The following is a 21,711-nucleotide window of genomic DNA, read 5'->3' on the forward strand; positions in this document are numbered from 1 at the left end:
CTCCACCAAACGGTGAAGCCAAATTCTATATTTTAAGCACTTTTATAAGAAATTTTGTGTCTAAATAATTACTCTTGTACAGAATTTACAATAGATTTCCAATCATTAATTTGTGATTCTTCGTTTGTAATAACTTTTTTACCATTATTGCGTTGACGTTCCACACATTCTGGAGCTGTGCCGGAGTAATTGTTACGACCTGCTACACAAGCTTCAATAGAAATAGCATCAAGGATATCTGCATCAAAATGATGTGAAATAGCTTTGAAGTCCTCAACGGATAAATCTAGCAATACGCAACCTTTTTCAATGCAATGATGTACAGCATTACCTACGATTTCGTGAGCTTCACGGAATGGAACACCTTTTTTTGCAAGGTAATCTGCCATGTCTGTAGCATTAGAGAAGTCATCATCGAGGACAGCTTTCATATGCGCCCCATTCACCTTCATGCCACGAATCATTGCCGCATTGATGGACAATGCAAAGTGTACCGTATCAATAGCATCAAAGATACCCTCTTTATCCTCTTGCATATCTTTGTTGTATGTAAGCGGCAAACCTTTCAAGGTAGTTAAAAGGCCAAGCAAGTGACCATAGGTACGACCAGTTTTACCACGAACGAGTTCACATACGTCAGGATTTTTCTTTTGTGGCATAATGCTAGAGCCTGTACAATGAGCATCATCAAGCTCAATAAAATTAAACTCGTTTGTAGACCACAAAATTAACTCTTCACTGAGACGGCTCAAGTGCATCATCACAAGAGACGCAAAGGACAGGAATTCAACCACGTAGTCACGGTCGGATACGGCATCCATACTATTTTCGTAAATACGGGAGAAACCTAATAGCTTTTGTGTATAGGTTTGATCAATACCGTACGTAGAACCAGCTAATGCACCTGCCCCAAGAGGCATAATGTCTGCATGCTTAAATACCATCAACAAACGATCAAAGTCACGTTCTAGCATAGAGAAATAGGCCATCATATGGTGACCAAATAATACTGGTTGTGCCCGTTGCAAATGGGTATAGCCAGGCATAATAACATCACTGTATTTTTCAGCTGTTTCGATGAGCGCCTTTTGCATATCTACAATAAGCTCACCCATTTCGATAACGGCCTTACGTACATACATATGTAAATCTACCGCACATTGGTCATTACGGCTACGACCTGTATGTAGACGGCCACCAGCCTCACCGATATCATCGGTTAAATGTTTTTCAATATTCATATGAATATCTTCAAGAGCTACAGAGAATGGGAATTCACCTTTGTCGATTTGCCCCTTAATCTTTGTTAAGCCAGCCACAATAGCATCGCAATCCTCTTGAGAGATAATATTTTGTTTTGCTAACATCTTAGCATGCGCTTTACTGCCCGCAATATCTTCGGCGTACATTCTAGCGTCAAAAGCGATAGAGGATGTAAAATCCTCTACCGCTTTATCTGTGCCTTTTGTGAAACGCCCGCCCCACAATTTAGCCATTATTTACCTGCCTTTTCTTTCATTAATGCATTAATTTTAAGAGGTAAACCGAACAAGTTGATAAAACCAGCCGCATCAGCTTGGTTGTATACATCATCTTCTTCGAATGTTACAAAATCTTCGCTGTACAAGGAGTATGGAGATGTAGCACCAGCAGAGATAATGTTACCTTTGTACAATTTAAGTTTTACATCACCAGTTACAGTTTTTTGAGTTTCATCGACGAATGCTTGCAAAGCGTTCATCAATGGTGCGAACCACATGCCATCGTATACAAGTTCAGCATATTTGTTAGCAATGAGCTCTTTATAGTGGAATGTAGCTCTATCGAGGCAGAGGTATTCAAGTTCTCTGTGAGCATACATGATAATGGAGCCACCTGGGTTTTCATAAACGCCACGAGATTTCATACCAACCAATCTATTTTCAACGATATCTACAACGCCTACACCATGATGTGCACCGATTTCGTTGAGCTTTTCTAACAATTGTAGAGGAGTACCTTCTTGGCCATCAACAGCTACAGGTACGCCGTCTTTGAAAGTTACAGTTACATAACCAGCTTCATCAGGAGCTTGCTCTGGTGTATGTGTTACCAAGTACACATCATCTTTAGGAGCATTTGCTGGATTTTCAAGATCGCCGCCTTCATGGGACAAATGCCATACGTTTTGATCCATGGAATATGGATGGGATTTCGTAGCTACAACTGGAATATCATGTTTAGCAGCGTATTCCATGCAGTCTGTTCTAGATTTCAAATCCCACTCTCTCCAAGGAGCGATGATTTTCATATTCGGAGCCAATGCTTTGATAGCTAACTCAAAACGAACTTGGTCATTACCTTTACCAGTCGCACCATGAGCGATGGCATCAGCGCCTTCTTTCTCAGCAATATCTACAAGGATTTTACCAATCAAAGGTCTAGCGAAGGAAGTACCTAATAAATATTTACCTTCATAAATTGCACCTGCTTTTACTGTAGGCCATACATAATCTTTAACGAATTCCTCTTTAGCATCAACGATGTACGCTTTAGATGCACCAGATTTAATTGCTTTTTTCTCAACTGCATCATAATCTTCTGGTTGACCTAAATCTACGCAAACAGCGATAACTTCAGCGCCATAGTTTTCTTTTAACCAAGGAATGATAACAGATGTATCTAAACCACCAGAATATGCGAGTACAACTTTATTTGCTTTGCCCATGATAACACCTCATAAACTAAATTATACTAGGTATGAATTATACCAATTACTATTATTATACTACGAATTCATTATGAATTCCTCATGTCTTATCGACTACAGGTGTTAGTATATCACTGTATATTTATAAATGCAAGCAGAAATTTTATTCATCTTCATTATATATTTCGGAATCGAAAAGACTTTCCTAGAATCCATATCTAATTGAAATCTAATAAGCACACAGCCATTTCACTTTATAGATTCTTTGAAAGTCCACCGTTTTATATTTAATTGTCTAAACCTAAATCTTGTGTATACGCATAATCAGCCTCAGCTTGTGTAATCATGCCTTGGTCTACCATTTGTTCGAGCACCAGCTTTTGGCGAGCCTTCGCCCCTTTATAGTTTGTATAAGGGTCTAAATAGGATGGTGCATTAGGTAAGGCTGCCAGCATAGCACACTGACCTAATGTCAAACGGCTAGGGCTTGTTCCAAAATATCCTTCCGCTGCTTCTTTAATACCATAGAAATTATGACCATAATAGACAGTATTCAAATACATCGTCAAAATTTCATCCTTACTATAATAATGTTCCATCTCAATAGCAAGAATAGCTTCCTCTGCTTTACGAGTCATCGTTCGTTTTGAGGATAAGAATAAATTTTTTACCAATTGTTGTGTTATCGTGCTGCCCCCCTCAACAGTTTCTCCAGCCACTGTGTTTACATAGAGAGCACGGGATACACCGAGTACATCGATAGCACCATGTTTGTAATAGCGCTTGTCCTCTATAGCGATGAGTGCCCGTTTTGCATTATCTGGAATAACATCCGATTTTACCCATGTATCCTTTGAAACTCGTTGATACAGTGCAATTTCAACCTTTTCTTTAAAGGTAAGCATGCGATATATACGTTCCCAACGGCTTAAGGTATCTTCATTTTTTTCAATCGTCTGTTCTACAGTTGTGTGCGCCTTACTGACACGATTTGTACCTTGATAGCTTTGATACGCATCATATGCGTATATAGCACCCAAGATTATACAGATTATAAGAACCAAACGGCGTAATAGTCGAAATATAAACATACATTCACCCATATCTGTGTCATAACAGATTTCTGATTATATATACTTTCACAAATAAAATGTCTATAATACAACTCATTATATATTGATTGTATTGTATCACAAGTCATCTATTTTATGCATGGTTATATATTGTAATTAATGTATATAATAGCGTATAATGAATAGGATGATAAAACATGCCCAATTGGAGGAGTATTATGAAACAGTGTATGGATTCAGACAATCTACATCGTCGATTGCGAAAAATTTTAGGTCAAGTGCAAGCTATTGATCGAATGATTGAAGAAGACATTCCTTGTGAAGACGTGCTATCCCAAATCAATGCTGCAAAGTCTGCATTGCATAAGGTTGGCCAAGTGGTTCTTGAAGGACATATCAATCACTGTGTACGTGATGGCATTCAACATGGTGATGTAGATAAAACAATAAATGATTTTACACTCGCCGTGGAGCGTTTCGCTAACATGGGAAAATAAAAAGAGGCAATATCCTAAATTCTGGATATTGCCTCTTTCGTTTGTATTAGTCGTGGTTTGTTGTTAAGAACTCACTAAGTGCTGCCAACGCTTCATCTTCATCTGCGCCATCAGCAGTTAATACTACGGATGTACCTTTTGTAGCGCCCAATGTCAATACAGTCAAAATGGATTTAGCATCTGCAGTTTTGCCATTAGCTGCGATTGTCAATTTGGATGCGAATTTAGCAGCCAATTGTGTGAATGCCGTCGCAGGACGAGCATGTAAACCAGATTCGTTTGTAATTTCTACTGTTACTTCTTTCATGAGTTACCTCTTTCTACTCAGCGTGCTAGCACGCCTTATACCTTTGCTTATTAATATAGGTATTGTATCAATTTATACATATTAAATTCAAGTTTGTTTTTATGAAAGCTACCGATTATGCTAATCCTTTTTCAGCAAGTACCGATTTTGCATAAGCTGTTATTTCTTCCGCTGTATCCATGGACAATGCTTTTTGAGCGAGTTCTTCACATTCTGACATTGTAACAGAGCGCAAAATATTTTTAATCAATGGAATGGATGATGCAGTCATAGAGAATTCATCAAGTCCTAAGCCCAATAAAATCATAGTTGCAACTGGATCACCAGCTAACTCACCACACATACCGGTAAATTTACCTTGATCATGGCTCGCATCGATAACATGTTTGATGAGACGCAATACAGCAGGATGCAATGGTTGGTATAAATTACCAATTGCTTCATTCATACGGTCTACGGCCAATGTATATTGACAAAGGTCATTGGTACCTATGCTAAAGAAGTCAACGTATTTAGCCAAGATTGGGGAAATCACCGCCGCTGCAGGAACCTCAATCATGATACCTACTTTAATATCCGTATTGAAAGCTACACCTTCAGCAATCAATTCTTCTTTACATTCGTCAAGCATCTCGTTGGCTGCTTTCACCTCTTCTACAGAGGCAATCATAGGATACATGATGTGAATATCCCCAAAAGCACTAGCGCGAAGAAGTGCACGTAATTGAGCCTTGAATATGTCGGGGCGATTTAGGGAAATACGAATCGCACGATAGCCGAGGAATGGATTCATTTCCTCTGGTAAATCAAGACATTTCAATTCCTTATCGCCACCAATATCCATGGTGCGGATGATAACAGGATTGCTATGCATCACCTCAGCTACTTTTTTATATTCCTCGAATTGCACATCTTCTGTAGGCAATTCATCGTTTTCCATATAGAGGAATTCGGTACGATATAAGCCAATACCTTGAGCCCCCATCGTCAATGCATGGTCTGCATCCTTAGATTTGCCGATATTGCCAAATAAATCAACATGATGGCCGTCTTTTGTAACAGCTTCTAAATTTGCAGAGTCTTTTAGACGTTTCAATTCCTCTTGGAATAACGCTGCTTCTTTTGTATAGCGGTCCCATTCCTCATCAGATGGTTCCGTAATCACTTCACCATCAGTGCCAAGTACAACAGCACGCACATCGTCAGCAAATCCTTCAATATCACCAACGCCCATAACAGCAGGAATCTCCAAGGTGCGAGCCATGATAGCCGCATGAGATGTAGGGCCACCAGCCGCTGTGACAATCCCTTTTACCACGGATTTATCGAGTGATGCTGTATCAGACGGAGCTAAGTCTTGAGCGACAATGATAACCTCGCCAGAGATATGAGATAAACCACGAGGGTTCATACCGAGCATATTTCGCATCAAGCGGTCACCAATATCTTTGATATCTGCACCGCGTTCACGCATATATGGATCATCCATACCTATAAAAATAGCCGCAAACGTTTCAATGGTTTGTGCTGTAGCAGCTACAACATTCATCTTTGATGATTCTACTAGGGCTTTAATACCATCTGATAAAGACGGGTCTTGAGCGATTTGCATATGTGCTTCAAAAATAGCGGCCTCATCAGCCCCCATATCAACTAATGCTTTTTGTCGAATGGTATCCAATTGCTTGAGTGTAGCCGCCATAGCAGTGGCAAACTTAGCAATCTCGGCCTCTACTTGGTCTTCTGCTACCTCATAATCAGGTATAACTATTTCTTCTTGTATATATTTGTACACATTGCCAACGGCAACACCTCGAGATCCAAAAATCCCTTGAATTCGCATGTGTGATCCTCTTTCTATACTGATAAACTACATTACATTATATTTTAACATTTTTACATGGAACAATAAAGAGAACTACTATTATATAATATATTCTGTGATATAATGTTATATTATATATTTAACCGTAGACTTTCACGAGCATCATAGTGAAAGTCTACTCTATTCTAAGGAAAATGTCGCTAATTGAAATGCGACTGTGAATAGGAGAATTTATGAAATTAACAAAGATGCATGGTCTCGGAAATGATTTTATCCTCTTTTCTGATCCACAGGGAAAAACTAAGGATTACACAGACCTCGCTATTCGCCTATGCGACCGCCGCACCGGTATCGGTGCTGATGGTCTTGCTATCCTAGTTCCATCCGACACATGTGATGTGCGTATGCGTATCATTAACTCTGATGGTAGCGAAGCCGAAATGTGCGGTAATGCCATTCGTTGCTTTGCCAAATATGCCTATGAGCACGGTGAAACTACAAAAGAAACTTTCACCATCGAAACCTTAGCAGGGGTCATGAAACCTACACTGACCATTGATAATGGTGTGGTTACCCAAGTAACTGTAGACATGGGGAACCCATTCTTTAATAGCCACGATATTCCGATTAATGTAGAAATGGACAAAGTTATTGATGTGGACCTCGATGTAAATGGTGAAACAGTTACTGTTAGTTCCGTTCTTCTCGGTGTACCTCATACTGAGGTTTTCATTGACGATATTACTAAAGCACCAGTAACAACACAGGGTCCTATCCTTGAAAAACACGATGCATTTCCGGCCAATACGAATGTAAACTACATCGAGGTGGTCAACGACCATCACATCAAGGTTCGCACTTGGGAGCGCGGTGCTGGTGCTACACTGGCATGCGGTACTGGTTCTTGTGCATCTGCGGTCATGGCTCACGAAAAAGGTCTTACAGGTCGTGAGGTAGATGTAGAATTATATCTTGGTACATTGCATATCAGTTATTTGGAGGATGGCACGGTTCTTATGACAGGTCCGGCTGAGGAAGTATTCGAAACAGAACTTCCTATCGAATAATATGAAATGGTTACAATTACTATTACAAGGGTACATAAAGTATAAACAGGGACGTGCCCTGATACCTACCAACATAGGATTAGTCATAGCATTATTCGTTTCTATCATCATTATTCTAGCATCTGTCATGTTTAGTGTCCCCATCGGCTATGCATTAGTCCTCGTATGGTTGTGCCTCGCTTACGCTCTATATCGACAAGGATATAATCCAAAAGACTTACTCCGCATGTCCTGGACGAGTGCCAAAACCTCAATCGTGGTTATGCAAATCTTTTTGCTCATCGGCTGGCTCATAGCCATGTGGCAAGCATCGGGGATTATTCCCATGATTATTGCGTCTGGTATTGAATTGATTAATCCAAATCTTTTCATAATCTGCGCATTTTTAATTACATCCTGCGTGAGTATGTTACTTGGTACATCGTTCGGAACAGTGGGCACCATCGGTATTGTACTAATTACGATTGCCAAAGCTGGTAATCTGCCTATTGATATTGTAGCAGGTGCCATTATGGCAGGCGCCTATTTAGGAGACAGAAACTCACCTCTATCCTCTAGCGCCTCTCTCGTAGCTGCTCTAACACACACCAAAGTAAATAGCAATATACCAATCATGTTGAAAGATAGCTTACCTGCTCTCATCATCAGCTGTATATTGTATCTACTCTTATCCCTATGGTTTCCACTAGACTACACTAACAGTTATCTACCGGATACGATTCATTTCGTGTTCAATATCCATTGGACATTATGGATACCAGTTCTTATCATTATTGGTTTGTTACCAACAAAGCTATCTATACGTTGGCCTATTGGTATTAGTGCACTGGCGGCAACCATCCTCGCAGTTATCCATCAAAATTATACAGTAATGGATATGTTACAATTTACCGTATTGGGGTTCCATCTGCCAGATTATAATCCGCTATCGGATATTATCCACGGCGGAGGCCTACAAACGATGTGGATACCAACCCTATCTATATTCATGGCTTGTTCCATTTCCGGCATGCTTGAAGGCGTTGGTTTTTGGAATGATATTCGCAGCCTTTTACAACACGTATCAGGTCGCGCCAAACTCTTTGTGTCGAATGTACTAATTGCATTTATTACAGGTGCTCTAGGTTGTAGTCAAGCAATTGCGGTAATCATGACGCATTCGATTATGCGTACTACCTATGCAAAAGAACGCATTCATGACGAAGACGTTATGCTAGACTTTGAAAACAGCGGCATTCTTATTGCAGCCTTACAACCATGGAATATTGCGGCGCTCGTACCTGTCATTATGATGGATGTCTCGCCCGCAGGTTACGTACCATTTGCGTTCTTCTTATACTTAGTACCACTTATCTATTGGTATCGCTTGCGACGCAAGGAACAACAAATCCATTAATACATTCTATTTATACGAAATATAGAGGAAAACTTATGATTTATACGATTACTTTCAATCCTGCATTGGATTATATCGTTCGCTTAGACCACTTAACCACGGGTACAATCAATCGCACTGAACAAGAATATGTGCTGGGCGGTGGCAAGGGTATTAATGTATCAATCGTACTTAACAATTTAGGTATGAATACAACAGCCCTCGGCTTTATCGCAGGCTTTACGGGGGATGAAATCGTACGTCAACTCAACAATTTTGGTGTACGTGAAAGCTTTATTCGCCTCAAAGAAGGTCTAACACGTATCAATGTTAAAGTAAAAGCATGTGACGAAGAAACTGAAATTAATGGTCGTGGGCCTACTATCTCAGACGATGAACTACAAGCATTATATACACAACTGGACACATTAACAGATCAAGATACATTAATCTTAGCTGGTAGCATCCCATCTAGCCTTCCAAGCGATATGTACGAAATCATTATGGAGCGCTTAGCCCATAAACACATTCGTATCGTTGTAGATGCAACTAAGGATTTATTAACGCGTGTTTTGCCATATAAACCATTTTTAATCAAACCAAATAATCATGAATTAAGCGAAATCTTTGGACGTACCTTATCCACTAAAGAAGACTTGATTGCTGCTGCAAAAGAATTACAAACCCAAGGGGCACAACACGTTCTCATCTCCATGGCTGGTGATGGGGCTATTCTCGTAGCAGCAGATGGTACAGTATGTACCAGTCCTGCGCCAAAAGGAACACTTATTAACTCCGTTGGTGCCGGCGATTCTATGGTAGCTGGTTTCATGACTGGATACCTCAACACCCAAGATTTACAACAAGCCCTCTATTGGGGTATTGCAACAGGCTCTGCTTCAGCCTTTTCGGAGAATCTAGCCACCAAGGACGAGGTCCTCACCTTGCTTAACACCATTCGTTAATTTTATTATTCATTATATATGTACAGTAAGGAGTACACACATGAAGATTACTGATTTATTAAAGCCCCAATCAATCCTGCTGAATGCATCACCAACTAACAAAGCGGATGCCATTTACACTCTAGGTGATTTAATGGATAAAGGCGGCAACCTATCTGACAAGGCAGAATACTTAGAAGCTGTCTTTGCCCGCGAAGAATCCGGTTCTACTGGCCTTGGCGACGGTATTGCCACACCTCATGCTAAATCCAATGGCGTAAAAGAGGCAGGTTTAGCCGCTATGGTAGTACCAAACGGTGTTGATTTCGATGCCCTTGATGGACAACCATCGCGCTTGTTCTTTATGATTGCAGCTCCAGAAGGTGCAGCTGATACCCATGTAGAAGTATTAAGCAAATTAGCAACTATGGTGATTGATCCAGACTTTAAAAACGCCCTCATTCAATCAGCTACGGTTGACAGATTCTTAGAACTTATCACTGCCAAAGAAGAAGGCAACTTTGATCCATCTGTAGAAGGCTATATCAAGACGGAAGATGAAAAAGCACCAAGCATTACCGATGCTATCGAAGCAAAAGCTACAGAGGCTATCGAAAAGGTAGTTCCTAAGGTATCTGTAGATAATCCATATTACGAAGTATTAGCTGTTACAGGCTGTCCTACTGGCATTGCTCATACATACATGGCTGCAGAATCCTTAGAACGTAAAGCTAAAGAAATGGGGATTTCTCTAAAGGTTGAAAAAAATGGTGCTTCTGGCATTAAAGACGCACTTACAGCAGAAGAAATCGAGCATGCTAAATGCATCATCGTCGCTTCTGACCGTCAAGTAGAAATGACTCGTTTTGATGGCAAGCCAATAATTCAAACTAAGGTGGCAAACGGCATTAATAAAGCAGAAGAATTATTGCGTGAAGCTATGTCCAACACAGCACCAATATATCATGCATCTCAAGCTGACAAAGATAATGCAGCATCTACTGTGGATGCGTCAGACAGCTTTGGTCGCCAAATCTACAAACATTTGATGAATGGTGTATCCCACATGCTTCCATTCGTTATTGGTGGCGGTATCTTAATCGCTTTAGCCTTCTTATTCGATACATTTAATCCAACGAACCCTTCTGGCTTCGGCTCTGGCACACCATTATCTGCATTCCTAATGAAAATCGGCGGTGCATCCTTTGGCTTTATGTTACCTGTTCTAGCAGGTTACATTGCTATGAGTATTGCAGACCGTCCAGGTCTTGTAGCTGGTTTCGTTGGTGGCTTATTAGCAAGCCAAGGCGGTTCTGGTTTCCTCGGTGCCTTGATTGCAGGCTTTGCAGCAGGTTACTTAGTACTGTTAGTTAAGAAACTCGTATCCGGATTACCTCAAGCATTAGAAGGTACTAAACCAGTACTCTTCTACCCTGTACTGGGCGTATTGTTTATTGGTATCGCGATTACATTTATCATCAATCCACCAGTATCTGCCTTAAACGAATGGCTTATGAATTCCTTGCAAACAATGGGTACTACTAGCCGCATATTATTAGGTCTTGTCTTCGGTGCTATGATGTCTGTTGATATGGGTGGCCCTGTCAACAAAGCAGCCTATGTTATCGGTACAGGCGCTCTAGCAACTGGTGAATATGGTATTATGGCCGCTGTTATGGCTGGTGGTATGGTTCCTCCATTGGCGATTGCCCTTTGTACAACATTCTTCCCTAGCCGCTTCACAGAAGCAGAACGTAAATCTGGTATTACAAATTACATCATGGGGCTTTCCTTCATCACAGAAGGTGCTATCCCATTTGCCGCAGCTGATCCTATCCGCGTATTGCCTTCTTGCATCATCGGTGCTGGTACAGCTGGTGCATTATCCATGTTCTTTGAATGTACATTACGTGCACCTCACGGTGGCATCTTCGTAGTACCAACAATCGGCAACCCACTTCTTTACCTTGCATCCATTGCAATCGGTTCCGTTGTAGCTTGCATAATCTTGGCTATTGTAAAACCAAGATTAAATAAATAATATAATACTATATAAATTCTTATTTATATAGTGAAAGCCATAAATATAATAAGAAACTTATAGTAAAACTTCTAAGTCCCTATGTCATAAAAGTACATAGGGACTTTTTCATATATCTCACTATAATTATTAATCATATAGTTTTACTTTAAATTGTTTTATATTTTTGTAAGTATCTAGGAATTATTTTCATCCCCATATTTGCTAGAACTCAATAAGTATACAATTACTTCGATTTATGTTAGACTATATAAAGATAAATAAATTTTAAAATTATAAACTATTTTTTGAAATCTAGTTCGGAGAATTAATTCATGAAATCATCTAGGAAATGTAAAGTTACTGCCGCCTTTTTAGCAGCAGCAGCTTTGGGTGGTGTTGCCTATGCAGCCCCTATCCTCAACATGAATGATTTAGTAGGTTCGAGTACTACCACTGAATCAACGACACAAGCCTCTACAAGTGTAGCGGTACCAGTCGCAAAACCACTGGCTACTCAATCAGCCCTACAAACTACACCATCTGTACCAAAGGTTACGCCACTAATCCCTCGTGTGCGTCCAATTCCAGTACCAGATACAGCAAAAGCTTTATCTGCACAACATATGGCTGTATCACAACCGCAATACGTGGTTAACAAAGAAACAAAAACTGTGATGGAGCCAACTTTGGCAATGCACAGCCTAATCAATGTACAGCGTAAAACTGAACCAGTTGTTGTAGAAAAACAAGTAGATGGTAAACAACAAATACAAACTACACAGGTACAACGCACACCGGTAGTTGTACAAGAACAGTCTACTACGCCATTAGTAGTTGCTAATACAACAACTACTAAATCAGTAGTAGCAAAGCGAAACTTAACAATTCGCGATATTCAACGTGCTGAACGGGAAAGACTAGCACAACTTGCAGCGGAAGAAGCAGCACAAAAAGAAAGTGAAGCAGTTGTAGATCAAGTTGATCATCGCATTGTTGCGGAAAAACAAGCAGAGGCGCAACGCCAAGCGGCTATTCTAGCAGAACAACAACGACAAAAGGCAATCCAAGCTGAACAAGCTCGTATTGCTAAAGCTCAACGTCAAGCAGCAGAGCAAGAACGCATCGCGGCTGAACAAGCTGAGGCTCAACGCCAAGCGGCTATTAAAGCAGAACAAGAACGTCAGGCCGCTATTCGTGTGGAGCAAGAGCGTATCGCGGCTGAACAAGCTGAGGCTCAACGCCAAGCGGCTATTAAGGCTGAACAAGAACGTCAGGCCGCTATTCGTGCAGAGCAAGAGCGCATCGCAGCTGAACAAGCTGCTGCGAAAGCTAGATCAGAAGCTGCTGCTAAAGCCAAAGCAGAAGCGGAGGCTAAAGCTAAGGCCGAGGCAGAAGCCGCTGCTAAGGCACAAGCTGAAGCGGAGGCTAAAGCTAAGGCCGAGGCAGAAGCCGCTGCTAAGGCACAAGCAGAAGCGGAGGCTAAAGCTAAGGCCGAGGCAGAAGCCGCTGCTCAGGCACAAGCTGAAGCGGAGGCTAAAGCCAAAGCTGAGGCAGAAGCTGCTGCTCAGGCAAAAGAAGCTGCTGAAGCAAAAGCAAAGGCCGAGGATGAAGCTAAGCAAGCACAGGAGCCTAAGTTACCACAATCTTATGTAGATGCTCGTAATCAAGCATCCACGAAAGGATCTAGTGCAATGGATGAAAAAAATATTTTATCTCAACCAATGGAGCCTCCTTTACAAGCAGATACATCTGCAAAGATTAGCCTTGACTTCGACGTAAAAAATTACGAATCCAGGTCTTCTACTATAGATAACAAGGAAATTAAGTATCGTGCTTTTGAATATATCCCTTATGTGGCTAATCCAATCGACATCGATCAACAATACATGAATATTTATGTACCAGAAGAATACTTCAACAACGGTACAGTTAATGGTTACAATACACAAACAGCACCTATCTTCATGCCAAATGCAGTGGGCGGTTATATGCCAAGTCAAGCTATGGCACCAAAAGTAGAAAATGGTAAACCTAATAGTGTTCTTTACGCATTATCTCGAGGTTATGTAGTAGCCTCTCCTGCGACTCGAGGCCGTACAAACAAAGCCTCTGATGGCAACTTTATAGGTAAAGCACCGGCAGTTATCGTTGACTTACAAGCTGCAACAGCATACTTACACGCCAATAATGCGGCTATTCCAGGTAATGCAAATCGTATAATTACAAATGGTACAAGTGCTGGTGGTGCTCTATCCTTATTACAAGGTGCTACTGGTAATAGCTCTGACTTCCAACCATATTTACAAGCATTAGGTGCTGCTACAGCACCAACCAATGTGTATGCAGTTTCTGCATATGCTCCTATCACAAATCTTGATGCCGCAGATATGGCGTACGAATGGAGTTATAGTGGTATTACATCCTTCAATAAAGTATCTATGGGACAAGGAGAATTGCCACAAGCTAATGTAGGTGGTACCGCTGTTCCACCAAAACGCACAATGCAACGTGTAAACTTGAATGCTGACGATCTTGCTTACTCTAATTTACTTAAGGAACGTTTCCCTGATTATGTAAACAATTTACAATTACATGACTCTATGGGACGTATCTTAAAACTAGATAAGAATGGTAATGGTACATTTAAGTCCTATGTGAAAACTTTCATCATCGATGCAGCTAATAAAGCACAAGCGCAAGGTACTGATTTATCTAGACATACATATTTAGTACGGGATAATAAAACAGGTGCCATCAAAGATATCAACTGGGATGTATATAATCAATTTGTAAGCCGTTCCAAAGCACCTGGTGCATTCGACTCTCGTACAAACGACTCTGGTGAAAATAGTCTGTTTGGCACAAGCACGACAGATAATAACCACTTTACAATCACTGCGGCATTACATGATACAACATCAAACCAAGATGTATATGTAGAAAATGCTAAGGTCGTTACTATGATGAATCCCATGAACTATCTTGGTTCTCCAGCAGCGACAAATGCACAATTCTATCGTATCCGTTACGGTACTGCCGATAGTAATACATCGATTGCAATTCCATTGATTGTAGGCACACGTGCTCAAAATTTAGGCTATACAGTAGACATGTCTACACCATTTAATGTAGACCATTCTGGTGACTATGATTTAGAAGATCTGTTTAACTGGATGGATACTATCGTTAAATACGGTAGATAATCATAATTGAATACATACCATAACACAAAAAGGAACTGCTGCGGCAGTTCCTTTTTTACCTCTTGAATAATACAAGAGGCGCCCTCATAGGACGCCTCATATATTCTATACTAGTGTATTTAATTATTCTTCTGGGAATAAAGCAGTGGACAAGTAGCGTTCCCCTGTATCAGGAAGGATAACAACGATGTTCTTACCTTTATTTTCAGGACGTTTCGCCAATTCAGCAGCAGCCCATAAAGCAGCACCAGAGGAAATACCAACAAGAATACCTTGTGTATGACCAAATTCTTGAGATGTTTTAAATGCATCATCATTAGCAACTGAAATGACTTCATCATAAATATTAGTATCCAATGTTTCAGGAATAAAACCTGCACCTAAGCCTTGGATTTTATGAGGACCTGGTTTACCATTGGATAATACAGCAGAATCTTTTGGTTCTACCGCAACAACCTTTACATCTGGATTTTGTTCTTTTAAATAACGACCTGTACCAGTTAATGTACCACCAGTACCAATACCGGCTACAAAGATATCTACTGCACCATCAGTATCACCCCAGATTTCAGGGCCAGTTGTTTTATAGTGAATAGCTGGATTTGCTTGATTTACAAATTGTCCAGCCTCTACCGCACCAGCTGTAGCTGTGACGATTTCTTTTGCTTTCGCAATAGCACCCTTCATGCCGAGAGCGCCATCAGTTAATACGAGTTGAGCACCATAGCCAAGCATCAATTTACGACGTTCAATAGACATTGTTTCCGGCATTACGATGACAACCTTGTAACCAAGTGCAGCGCCTACTGCAGATAAACCAATACCTGTATTACCAGATGTAGCCTCTACAATCGTACCACCAGGTTGCAATTCACCAGAAGCTATAGCAGATTGAATGATTGCAGCTGCAATACGATCTTTTACAGAACCGCCTGGATTAAAATATTCAAGTTTAGTAAGAATATTAGCCTCAGCACCTACACTTTCACCAAAACGAGTAGCTGCTAACAATGGTGTTTTACCAATTAATTCAACGAAAGATTTTGCAATTTTAGACATAATCAACACTCCTTATATGGATATTATGCATAATATGAAATAAATTTAACTAAATTATTTAAATAGAACCATCCCAATTGTCATATTTTGTATCTAGCTTTGCATACGTACCATCAATCACATCTTGCAATGTAACGCCTGCAAGATAATCATGAATATAGTTCTGCAACCCAGCCCAAAAACCAACAGTACGTTCATTGATGACATCATCTGTAGATACACCTTCATCTAATGAAGATATAATCGCCATCGATTCTTCGGTAGCCATCAAAATTTCAATAATTGTATATTCACTAGGTTTCTTAGATAATCTATATCCACCGTACTTACCGCGAATACTATCTACTAATTTAGCTGTACCTAAACGAGCTACAATACCTTCTAAATATTTTTCAGATATGCCTTGTCTCTCTGCTACAGAACGCAATGAAACAGGTTTTTCAAGACCTTGTTCTGCTAAGTCGATGAGAACCATCAATGCATATCTCCCTTTTGTAGAAATTCTCATGTATCTTGCCTTTCTTTGTAAAAGCTAACGTCTCTTGAACGTATTAACAATACATGTCCTATGCTTTTCACATAAAACCTTGTACATTACTAGGAATTAATATTATTATAGAATACAAAATGTAAAAATGCAAGACCTTATTTCCTACTTAGTTAAAGGGCTTTATGAAATATTATAAGATGTCATATTTACTGTGCACTATTAACGACAAAAAGACCAGCCCAAAGGCTGGTCTTTTTGCGTATAGTTTGTAGTTTGTTATATGAGGTTTACATCGGTGAATTGGAGAGTATTTCACCATGTAATGGGGCTTACCGGTATCGTTGGAGATACGATCCGTGCCCATAGTTTGTCATTTGAGGAGATGTTTAGTAAATCTAAATATTAGATTTTACCTACTAGGTCAAGACCTGGTTTTAATGTATCTTTACCTGGTTTCCAACGTGCAGGGCACACTTGGTCACCATGTTTAGCTACGAATTGAGCAGCTTGTACTTTACGAACAAGTTCTTCAGCGGAACGGCCAATACCCATATCATGGATTTCAGCAGTACGTACGATACCTTCAGGATCTACTACGAATGTACCACGGTAAGCCATAGCAGATTCTTCTTGGAATACATCGAAGAAATCAGCCAATTCATGTTTTTTATCAGCTAACATGTAGTACTCGATTTTGTTAATGCTTGGAGAAGCATCAGACCATGCTTTATGAACAAATTCGGAATCGCAGGATACAGAGTAAACTTCGCAACCCAATTCTTTTAATTCAGCATAGGAGTTTTGTACGTCTTCTAATTCTGTAGGGCAAACAAATGTAAAGTCTGCCGGATAGAATACGAATACAGACCATTTACCCAAAACGTCTGCAGTGCTTACCTTTACCAATTCAGGTTTTTTGAAAGCATCAAGTGTAAATTCAGGAAGTTTTTTACCAATAATAGACATTGTGTCCTCCTTGTATTTTCTTTATTAACGATTATTATATGCTTTTGATATACTTACATCAAATCTATATCTATCTTTGTCTATATAATAACACTAATCATTTAAAATAGCAAGTGTTATTTTTAAATATATCGATATATTTTTGCAAGTTTTTTCGATACAGAAAAAAAAGAAGGAAGATACTCATTTCTGAGTATCTTCCTTCTTTTTACGTACCACAACAGACTTACTATTCACAGTAGAATGATCAAACGCGATTAATCCCGCTAAATTAGCGAGCCCACGCCGTGCCATATGGCCAGTTGTAGATTGTTGTTTCCCCGATTTACCATATACGAACTGCTCTAGTTTGAGTACAGCTAATATAAATAAACCTATAATAGATAAAATAGAACCCATTTTTTATCTATTTTTTTAGTTCTAAAATCGCATCTACAAAACCACGGAATAATGGATGTGCATTATTCGGACGAGATTTTAATTCTGGATGCGCTTGTGTACCCACGAAGAATGGATGGTTTTTAACTTCGATACTTTCAACAAGACGACCATCTGGAGATGTACCGGAGATAACAAGTCCTGCATCGCTCAATTGTTGACGATATTCATTGTTAAATTCGTAACGATGACGATGACGTTCGTATACAAGATCTTCACCATATACTTCACGAGCTTTTGTACCAGCTTCTAGTTTACAAGGATAGATGCCAAGGCGCATTGTACCACCTTTTTTATCTATATCAACTTGATCACTCATCAAATCGATTACTTTGTATTTTGCATTTTCGTCAAATTCGCTAGAAGTTGCACCTTCCATACCGCATACGTTGCGAGCAAATTCCATTACTGCAGATTGCATACCAAGGCACAAGCCTAAGAATGGGATATTATTTTCACGAGCATATTGGATAGTACGAATTTTACCTTCTACACCTCGAGAGCCAAAGCCACCAGGAACTACAATCCCATCAATACCTTCGTATACCTCTTTAGGATCTACAGAAAGATCATCAAGTTCTTCAGAGTCAATCCAACGAAGGTTAACTTTAGTATCAGTTTCAATACCAGCATGACTCAATGCTTCTGCTACAGAAAGATACGCATCATGCAATGCTACATATTTACCAACAAGGGCAACTGTAATATCTTTACTAGGATTCAAGATTTTATGAACCATTTCTTTCCATGCAGTCATGTCACAAGGACGTTCTTCAAGACCTAGCTTTTTAATAACGATATCATCAAGACCTTGGTCTTGCATCATCAATGGCACTTCATAAATGGAGCTGCAAGTTTGGTTTTCAATAACTGCTTCTGGTTCTACGTCGCAGAATAAAGCAAGTTTTTCTTTCATTTCGTCAGAAATGTGTTTTTCGCTACGGCATACCAAGATATCTGGTTGAATACCGATGCTGCGCAATTCTTTTACGCTGTGTTGTGTTGGTTTTGTTTTCAATTCGCCTGCTGCATTGATGTATGGCACTAATGTAACGTGAATATAAAGCACGTCATTACGACCTACATCTTTTTTCACTTGGCGGATAGCTTCCATGAATGGCAAGCTTTCAATATCACCAACGGTACCACCGATTTCAGTAATAACCACATCTGCATTATTTTCTTTACCAACACGATATACATTTTGTTTAATTTCATTAGTAACGTGTGGGATAACTTGAACAGTACTGCCCAAGTAATCACCTTTACGCTCTTTATTAATTACAGACCAATATACTTTACCAGCTGTAATATTAGAGCGTTTGCTAAGATTAATATCGATAAAGCGTTCATAGTGGCCCAAATCAAGGTCAGTTTCAGCACCGTCATCCGTTACAAAAACCTCGCCATGTTGGTAAGGGCTCATCGTACCAGGGTCGATATTAATGTATGGGTCAAATTTTTGAATCGTTACATTGAAACCGCGGTTTTTGAGCAAACGCCCCAAGGATGCTGCTGTAATCCCTTTCCCAAGAGAAGAAACAACGCCGCCAGTTACGAAAATATACTTAGTTGCCATGATGCCTCCCACCTATTACATTTTTTCCGGAGCGGAAATACCTAAAATGCCCAAACCTTGACGAAGTACGAGGGCAATCGCTGTAATTAAACCAAGACGAGCTTGTTGCAATGCTGGATCTACGCCAATGATACGACCTTGACGGTAGAAGGAGTGGAACATGCTTGCCAAATCGTATAAGTAACGAGCAATACGATGAGGGGCACGATGTTCGGCAGCTTGAACTACCTCTTCTGGATATTCAGCTAATTTCTTAATTAATTCTAATTCCATTTCACTTGTAAGAGTTGTGAAATCAGTTTGATTATAATCACCAAATGCAATGCCTGCTTCACGCACTTGGTTGTAAATACTATGAATACGAGCATGAGCATATTGGATATAATACACTGGGTTATCATTGCTACGAGATTTAGCCAAGTTAATATCGAAATCAAGTTGGCTATCTAGAGAACGCATCAAGAAGAAGTAACGAGATGCATCCACGCCAACTTCTTCAATCAATTCATCTAATGTAACACTATCGCCGCTACGTTTAGACAATTTAACAAGTTCCCCATCGCGGAACAATGCTACCATTTGTAATAATAATACCGTTAATTGGTCTGGATCATAACCGAAAGCAGCCATAGCAGCTTTTACACGACATACATAGCCATGATGGTCAGCGCCCCAAATATCAATCATTTCTTTGAAGCCACGGTCATATTTATTGCGGTGATATGCGATATCCGCAGCTAAATAAGTAGGAACTCCATTATCGCGAATAACTACGCGGTCTTTATCATCGCCATAGTCAGTAGATTTCAACCACAATGCACCGTCTTTTTCATACACTTTGCCAAGAGCCTTTAACGCCTCTACGGAGTGATGAATTTCATCAGCTTCATGAACAGTACGTTCAGAGAACCAATGATCGAAAGTAACACGGAAGTTTCTCAATGTTTCTTCTAGTCGAGCTAGTTTTTCTTTAAGACCTTCCTCTTTGAACAATGCAATACGATCTGCTTCGTTCATAGCATTTAATGTATCGAAGCCTTCTCGTTCTGCAATAGCTTTTGCAGTCTCGATAATGTCAGGACCACGGTAGCCATTTTCAGGGAACACGAGAGCCCCTTCTGGAATATCGAATTCAGGCATGGAACCATCTTCGTTGCGCTTAGGTGGGAACACTAATGTCGCACCTTGCAACTCTTGGAAGCGGTACTCAATGGAGATAGCCATATTGTCGATTTGGTTCCCCGCATCATTGATGTAATACTCAGATTGTACATTGTAACCCGCTGCCCGCAACAAATTTACAAGAGCACTACCGTAAGCAGCACCACGGCCATGACCTACATGCAACGGGCCTGTTGGATTCGCACTTACATATTCAACTTGAATGGTATCGCGCGCGCGCAATGGTTGCACACCATACTCTTCGCCAGCATTCAAAATGGCTTTCAACGTATCGTATACCATATCAGATTTCAAGAAGAAGTTGATGAAACCAGCACCAGCAACCTCAGCACGTTCGAGCCAATCAAAATTCATATGGCTAATCAAAGCCTCTGCAATAGCACGAGGGTTTTGACGAGCTACACGAGCGGATTGCATAGCGATATTTGTAGAAAAATCACCGAATTCTTTTTGAGGTGGCACTTCGAGAACGATTTCTGGATATTCCCCAGCTGGTAAACCACCGCTGTTAATCGTATCTTGTAATGCCTGTTCAATCCCCGATTTCAGGATTTCCTTCATTTCCATGCTCTGTATCCTCCCGCACGTCTATTTCTAACTGATTATAAAATTGCCATTCACCTTCAATGGAAATATCGTATCCTAAATGGACACGGCCTGTTCCATCGTGAAAATCTACTGTTAATTCATGTGTCTTTACGGCCATGTGAAGATCCCCTAGTGGCGTTTCATAGGTTGACTCGCGTTCTTCCCCACGAATATATTGGTGTCTCATATTAACGGCACCAGTACGCAAGAGCACAATAGAATCCTCATAAATCTTGATTGTTGTTTTAACACCTTCAAGACCTGTTACACTAGATTCCTCGTAACGAATATATTGAATTCCATTCTTTTCTTGCGAAGTACCGGGAGAAATCAATTCCACCACGGTATCCTGTCCATCTATGTCTCGTTGTACACTTTTTACGGATACTAAAACCCGTTTCATGTC

At 40.2% G+C, this 21,711-nt stretch carries 18 protein-coding genes; 6 read left to right on the plus strand and 12 right to left on the minus strand.

Annotated features, from left to right (window positions below):
• Positions 1-68 precede the first annotated feature (68 nt).
• From argH to VTHSUH11_RS04180, 3 genes are all read right to left on the minus strand, one after another.
• Complete coding sequence (gene argH / locus VTHSUH11_RS04170; protein ID WP_105092736.1) at positions 69-1,496, minus strand: argininosuccinate lyase; 1,428 nt, start codon at positions 1,494-1,496, stop codon at positions 69-71.
• Complete coding sequence (locus tag VTHSUH11_RS04175) at positions 1,496-2,707, minus strand: argininosuccinate synthase (RefSeq protein WP_105092737.1); 1,212 nt, start codon at positions 2,705-2,707, stop codon at positions 1,496-1,498. Before VTHSUH11_RS04175 ends, argH begins: the two co-directional genes overlap by 1 nt.
• 269 nt (positions 2,708-2,976) lie before the next feature.
• Positions 2,977-3,780, minus strand: a complete 804-nt coding sequence (locus tag VTHSUH11_RS04180) for a transglycosylase domain-containing protein (protein ID WP_105092738.1) — start codon at positions 3,778-3,780, stop codon at positions 2,977-2,979.
• Between the two features lie 200 nt (positions 3,781-3,980).
• Between VTHSUH11_RS04180 and VTHSUH11_RS04185 the strand changes: the two genes are divergently transcribed.
• Positions 3,981-4,259, plus strand: coding sequence for a metal-sensing transcriptional repressor (locus tag VTHSUH11_RS04185; RefSeq protein ID WP_059364708.1), 279 nt, complete (start codon positions 3,981-3,983; stop codon positions 4,257-4,259).
• A gap of 46 nt (positions 4,260-4,305) precedes the next feature.
• On the opposite strand, the gene VTHSUH11_RS04190 is transcribed toward VTHSUH11_RS04185, so the two are convergent.
• Both VTHSUH11_RS04190 and ptsP read right to left on the minus strand, forming a co-directional pair.
• Complete coding sequence (locus VTHSUH11_RS04190) at positions 4,306-4,566, minus strand: HPr family phosphocarrier protein (protein WP_105092739.1); 261 nt, start codon at positions 4,564-4,566, stop codon at positions 4,306-4,308.
• Between the two features lie 115 nt (positions 4,567-4,681).
• A complete protein-coding gene (gene ptsP, locus VTHSUH11_RS04195) occupies positions 4,682-6,409 on the minus strand; it encodes a phosphoenolpyruvate--protein phosphotransferase (RefSeq protein ID WP_105092740.1) in 1,728 nt (575 codons plus the stop codon).
• A 215-nt stretch (positions 6,410-6,624) separates the two neighbouring features.
• Between ptsP and dapF the strand changes: the two genes are divergently transcribed.
• The 5 genes from dapF (at position 6,625) to VTHSUH11_RS09555 (ending at position 15,003) form a co-directional block, all read left to right on the plus strand.
• Positions 6,625-7,458, plus strand: a complete 834-nt coding sequence (dapF, locus tag VTHSUH11_RS04200) for a diaminopimelate epimerase (protein WP_059364714.1) — start codon at positions 6,625-6,627, stop codon at positions 7,456-7,458.
• Between the two features lies 1 nt (position 7,459).
• Complete coding sequence (locus VTHSUH11_RS04205) at positions 7,460-8,854, plus strand: Na+/H+ antiporter NhaC family protein (RefSeq protein WP_170999131.1); 1,395 nt, start codon at positions 7,460-7,462, stop codon at positions 8,852-8,854.
• A gap of 35 nt (positions 8,855-8,889) precedes the next feature.
• A complete protein-coding gene (gene pfkB / locus VTHSUH11_RS04210) occupies positions 8,890-9,798 on the plus strand; it encodes a 1-phosphofructokinase (RefSeq protein WP_105092741.1) in 909 nt (302 codons plus the stop codon).
• Between the two features lie 40 nt (positions 9,799-9,838).
• Positions 9,839-11,818, plus strand: a complete 1,980-nt coding sequence (locus VTHSUH11_RS04215; protein ID WP_105092742.1) for a PTS fructose transporter subunit IIABC — start codon at positions 9,839-9,841, stop codon at positions 11,816-11,818.
• 314 nt (positions 11,819-12,132) lie between these two features.
• Positions 12,133-15,003 carry a subtype B tannase gene (locus VTHSUH11_RS09555; RefSeq protein WP_181143911.1) on the plus strand — a complete coding sequence of 957 codons (2,871 nt, stop codon included), beginning with the start codon at positions 12,133-12,135 and terminating at the stop codon, positions 15,001-15,003.
• Between the two features lie 123 nt (positions 15,004-15,126).
• Here the strand turns inward: VTHSUH11_RS09555 and cysK are convergent, their stop codons facing one another.
• The 7 genes from cysK to VTHSUH11_RS04255 all read right to left on the minus strand — a co-directional run bounded on the left by cysK (position 15,127) and on the right by VTHSUH11_RS04255 (position 21,708).
• On the minus strand, positions 15,127-16,062 hold the full coding sequence (gene cysK, locus VTHSUH11_RS04225) for a cysteine synthase A (RefSeq protein ID WP_105092743.1): 936 nt from the start codon (positions 16,060-16,062) through the stop codon (positions 15,127-15,129).
• A gap of 58 nt (positions 16,063-16,120) precedes the next feature.
• Complete coding sequence (locus tag VTHSUH11_RS04230; protein ID WP_059364878.1) at positions 16,121-16,570, minus strand: RrF2 family transcriptional regulator; 450 nt, start codon at positions 16,568-16,570, stop codon at positions 16,121-16,123.
• 384 nt (positions 16,571-16,954) lie between these two features.
• A complete protein-coding gene (ahpC, locus tag VTHSUH11_RS04235) occupies positions 16,955-17,518 on the minus strand; it encodes an alkyl hydroperoxide reductase subunit C (protein ID WP_059364875.1) in 564 nt (187 codons plus the stop codon).
• Positions 17,519-17,701: 183 nt separating this feature from the next.
• Positions 17,702-17,917 carry a hypothetical protein gene (locus tag VTHSUH11_RS04240; RefSeq protein ID WP_059364873.1) on the minus strand — a complete coding sequence of 72 codons (216 nt, stop codon included), beginning with the start codon at positions 17,915-17,917 and terminating at the stop codon, positions 17,702-17,704.
• Positions 17,918-17,924: 7 nt separating this feature from the next.
• Complete coding sequence (locus tag VTHSUH11_RS04245; protein WP_059364871.1) at positions 17,925-19,535, minus strand: CTP synthase; 1,611 nt, start codon at positions 19,533-19,535, stop codon at positions 17,925-17,927.
• Positions 19,536-19,550: 15 nt separating this feature from the next.
• On the minus strand, positions 19,551-21,284 hold the full coding sequence (gene argS, locus VTHSUH11_RS04250) for an arginine--tRNA ligase (RefSeq protein ID WP_059364869.1): 1,734 nt from the start codon (positions 21,282-21,284) through the stop codon (positions 19,551-19,553).
• Positions 21,250-21,708, minus strand: coding sequence for a YwiB family protein (locus VTHSUH11_RS04255; protein WP_059364866.1), 459 nt, complete (start codon positions 21,706-21,708; stop codon positions 21,250-21,252). The genes argS and VTHSUH11_RS04255 overlap by 35 nt, the downstream gene beginning before the upstream one ends.
• Positions 21,709-21,711: the final 3 nt, after the last annotated feature.

Origin of the sequence: Veillonella tobetsuensis (genome assembly GCF_002959935.1) — a bacterium.
GTDB classification, from domain to species: domain Bacteria; phylum Bacillota; class Negativicutes; order Veillonellales; family Veillonellaceae; genus Veillonella; species Veillonella tobetsuensis.

Excerpts from the sequence above, each read along its gene's own strand:
- VTHSUH11_RS09555 (WP_181143911.1), top strand. The coding sequence starts at position 12,133 with ATGAAATCATCTAGGAAATGTAAAGTTACTGCCGCCTTTTTAGCAGCA.
- pfkB (WP_105092741.1), top strand. The coding sequence starts at position 8,890 with ATGATTTATACGATTACTTTCAATCCTGCATTGGATTATATCGTTCGC.
- VTHSUH11_RS04215 (WP_105092742.1), top strand. The coding sequence starts at position 9,839 with ATGAAGATTACTGATTTATTAAAGCCCCAATCAATCCTGCTGAATGCA.
- VTHSUH11_RS04240 (WP_059364873.1), bottom strand. The coding sequence starts at position 17,917 with ATGGGTTCTATTTTATCTATTATAGGTTTATTTATATTAGCTGTACTC.
- argH (WP_105092736.1), bottom strand. The coding sequence starts at position 1,496 with ATGGCTAAATTGTGGGGCGGGCGTTTCACAAAAGGCACAGATAAAGCG.
- argS (WP_059364869.1), bottom strand. The coding sequence starts at position 21,284 with ATGGAAATGAAGGAAATCCTGAAATCGGGGATTGAACAGGCATTACAA.
- dapF (WP_059364714.1), top strand. The coding sequence starts at position 6,625 with ATGAAATTAACAAAGATGCATGGTCTCGGAAATGATTTTATCCTCTTT.
- VTHSUH11_RS04185 (WP_059364708.1), top strand. The coding sequence starts at position 3,981 with ATGAAACAGTGTATGGATTCAGACAATCTACATCGTCGATTGCGAAAA.
- ptsP (WP_105092740.1), bottom strand. The coding sequence starts at position 6,409 with ATGCGAATTCAAGGGATTTTTGGATCTCGAGGTGTTGCCGTTGGCAAT.
- VTHSUH11_RS04205 (WP_170999131.1), top strand. The coding sequence starts at position 7,460 with ATGAAATGGTTACAATTACTATTACAAGGGTACATAAAGTATAAACAG.
- VTHSUH11_RS04190 (WP_105092739.1), bottom strand. The coding sequence starts at position 4,566 with ATGAAAGAAGTAACAGTAGAAATTACAAACGAATCTGGTTTACATGCT.
- VTHSUH11_RS04255 (WP_059364866.1), bottom strand. The coding sequence starts at position 21,708 with ATGAAACGGGTTTTAGTATCCGTAAAAAGTGTACAACGAGACATAGAT.
- cysK (WP_105092743.1), bottom strand. The coding sequence starts at position 16,062 with ATGTCTAAAATTGCAAAATCTTTCGTTGAATTAATTGGTAAAACACCA.
- VTHSUH11_RS04230 (WP_059364878.1), bottom strand. The coding sequence starts at position 16,570 with ATGAGAATTTCTACAAAAGGGAGATATGCATTGATGGTTCTCATCGAC.
- VTHSUH11_RS04245 (WP_059364871.1), bottom strand. The coding sequence starts at position 19,535 with ATGGCAACTAAGTATATTTTCGTAACTGGCGGCGTTGTTTCTTCTCTT.
- ahpC (WP_059364875.1), bottom strand. The coding sequence starts at position 17,518 with ATGTCTATTATTGGTAAAAAACTTCCTGAATTTACACTTGATGCTTTC.
- VTHSUH11_RS04175 (WP_105092737.1), bottom strand. The coding sequence starts at position 2,707 with ATGGGCAAAGCAAATAAAGTTGTACTCGCATATTCTGGTGGTTTAGAT.
- VTHSUH11_RS04180 (WP_105092738.1), bottom strand. The coding sequence starts at position 3,780 with ATGTTTATATTTCGACTATTACGCCGTTTGGTTCTTATAATCTGTATA.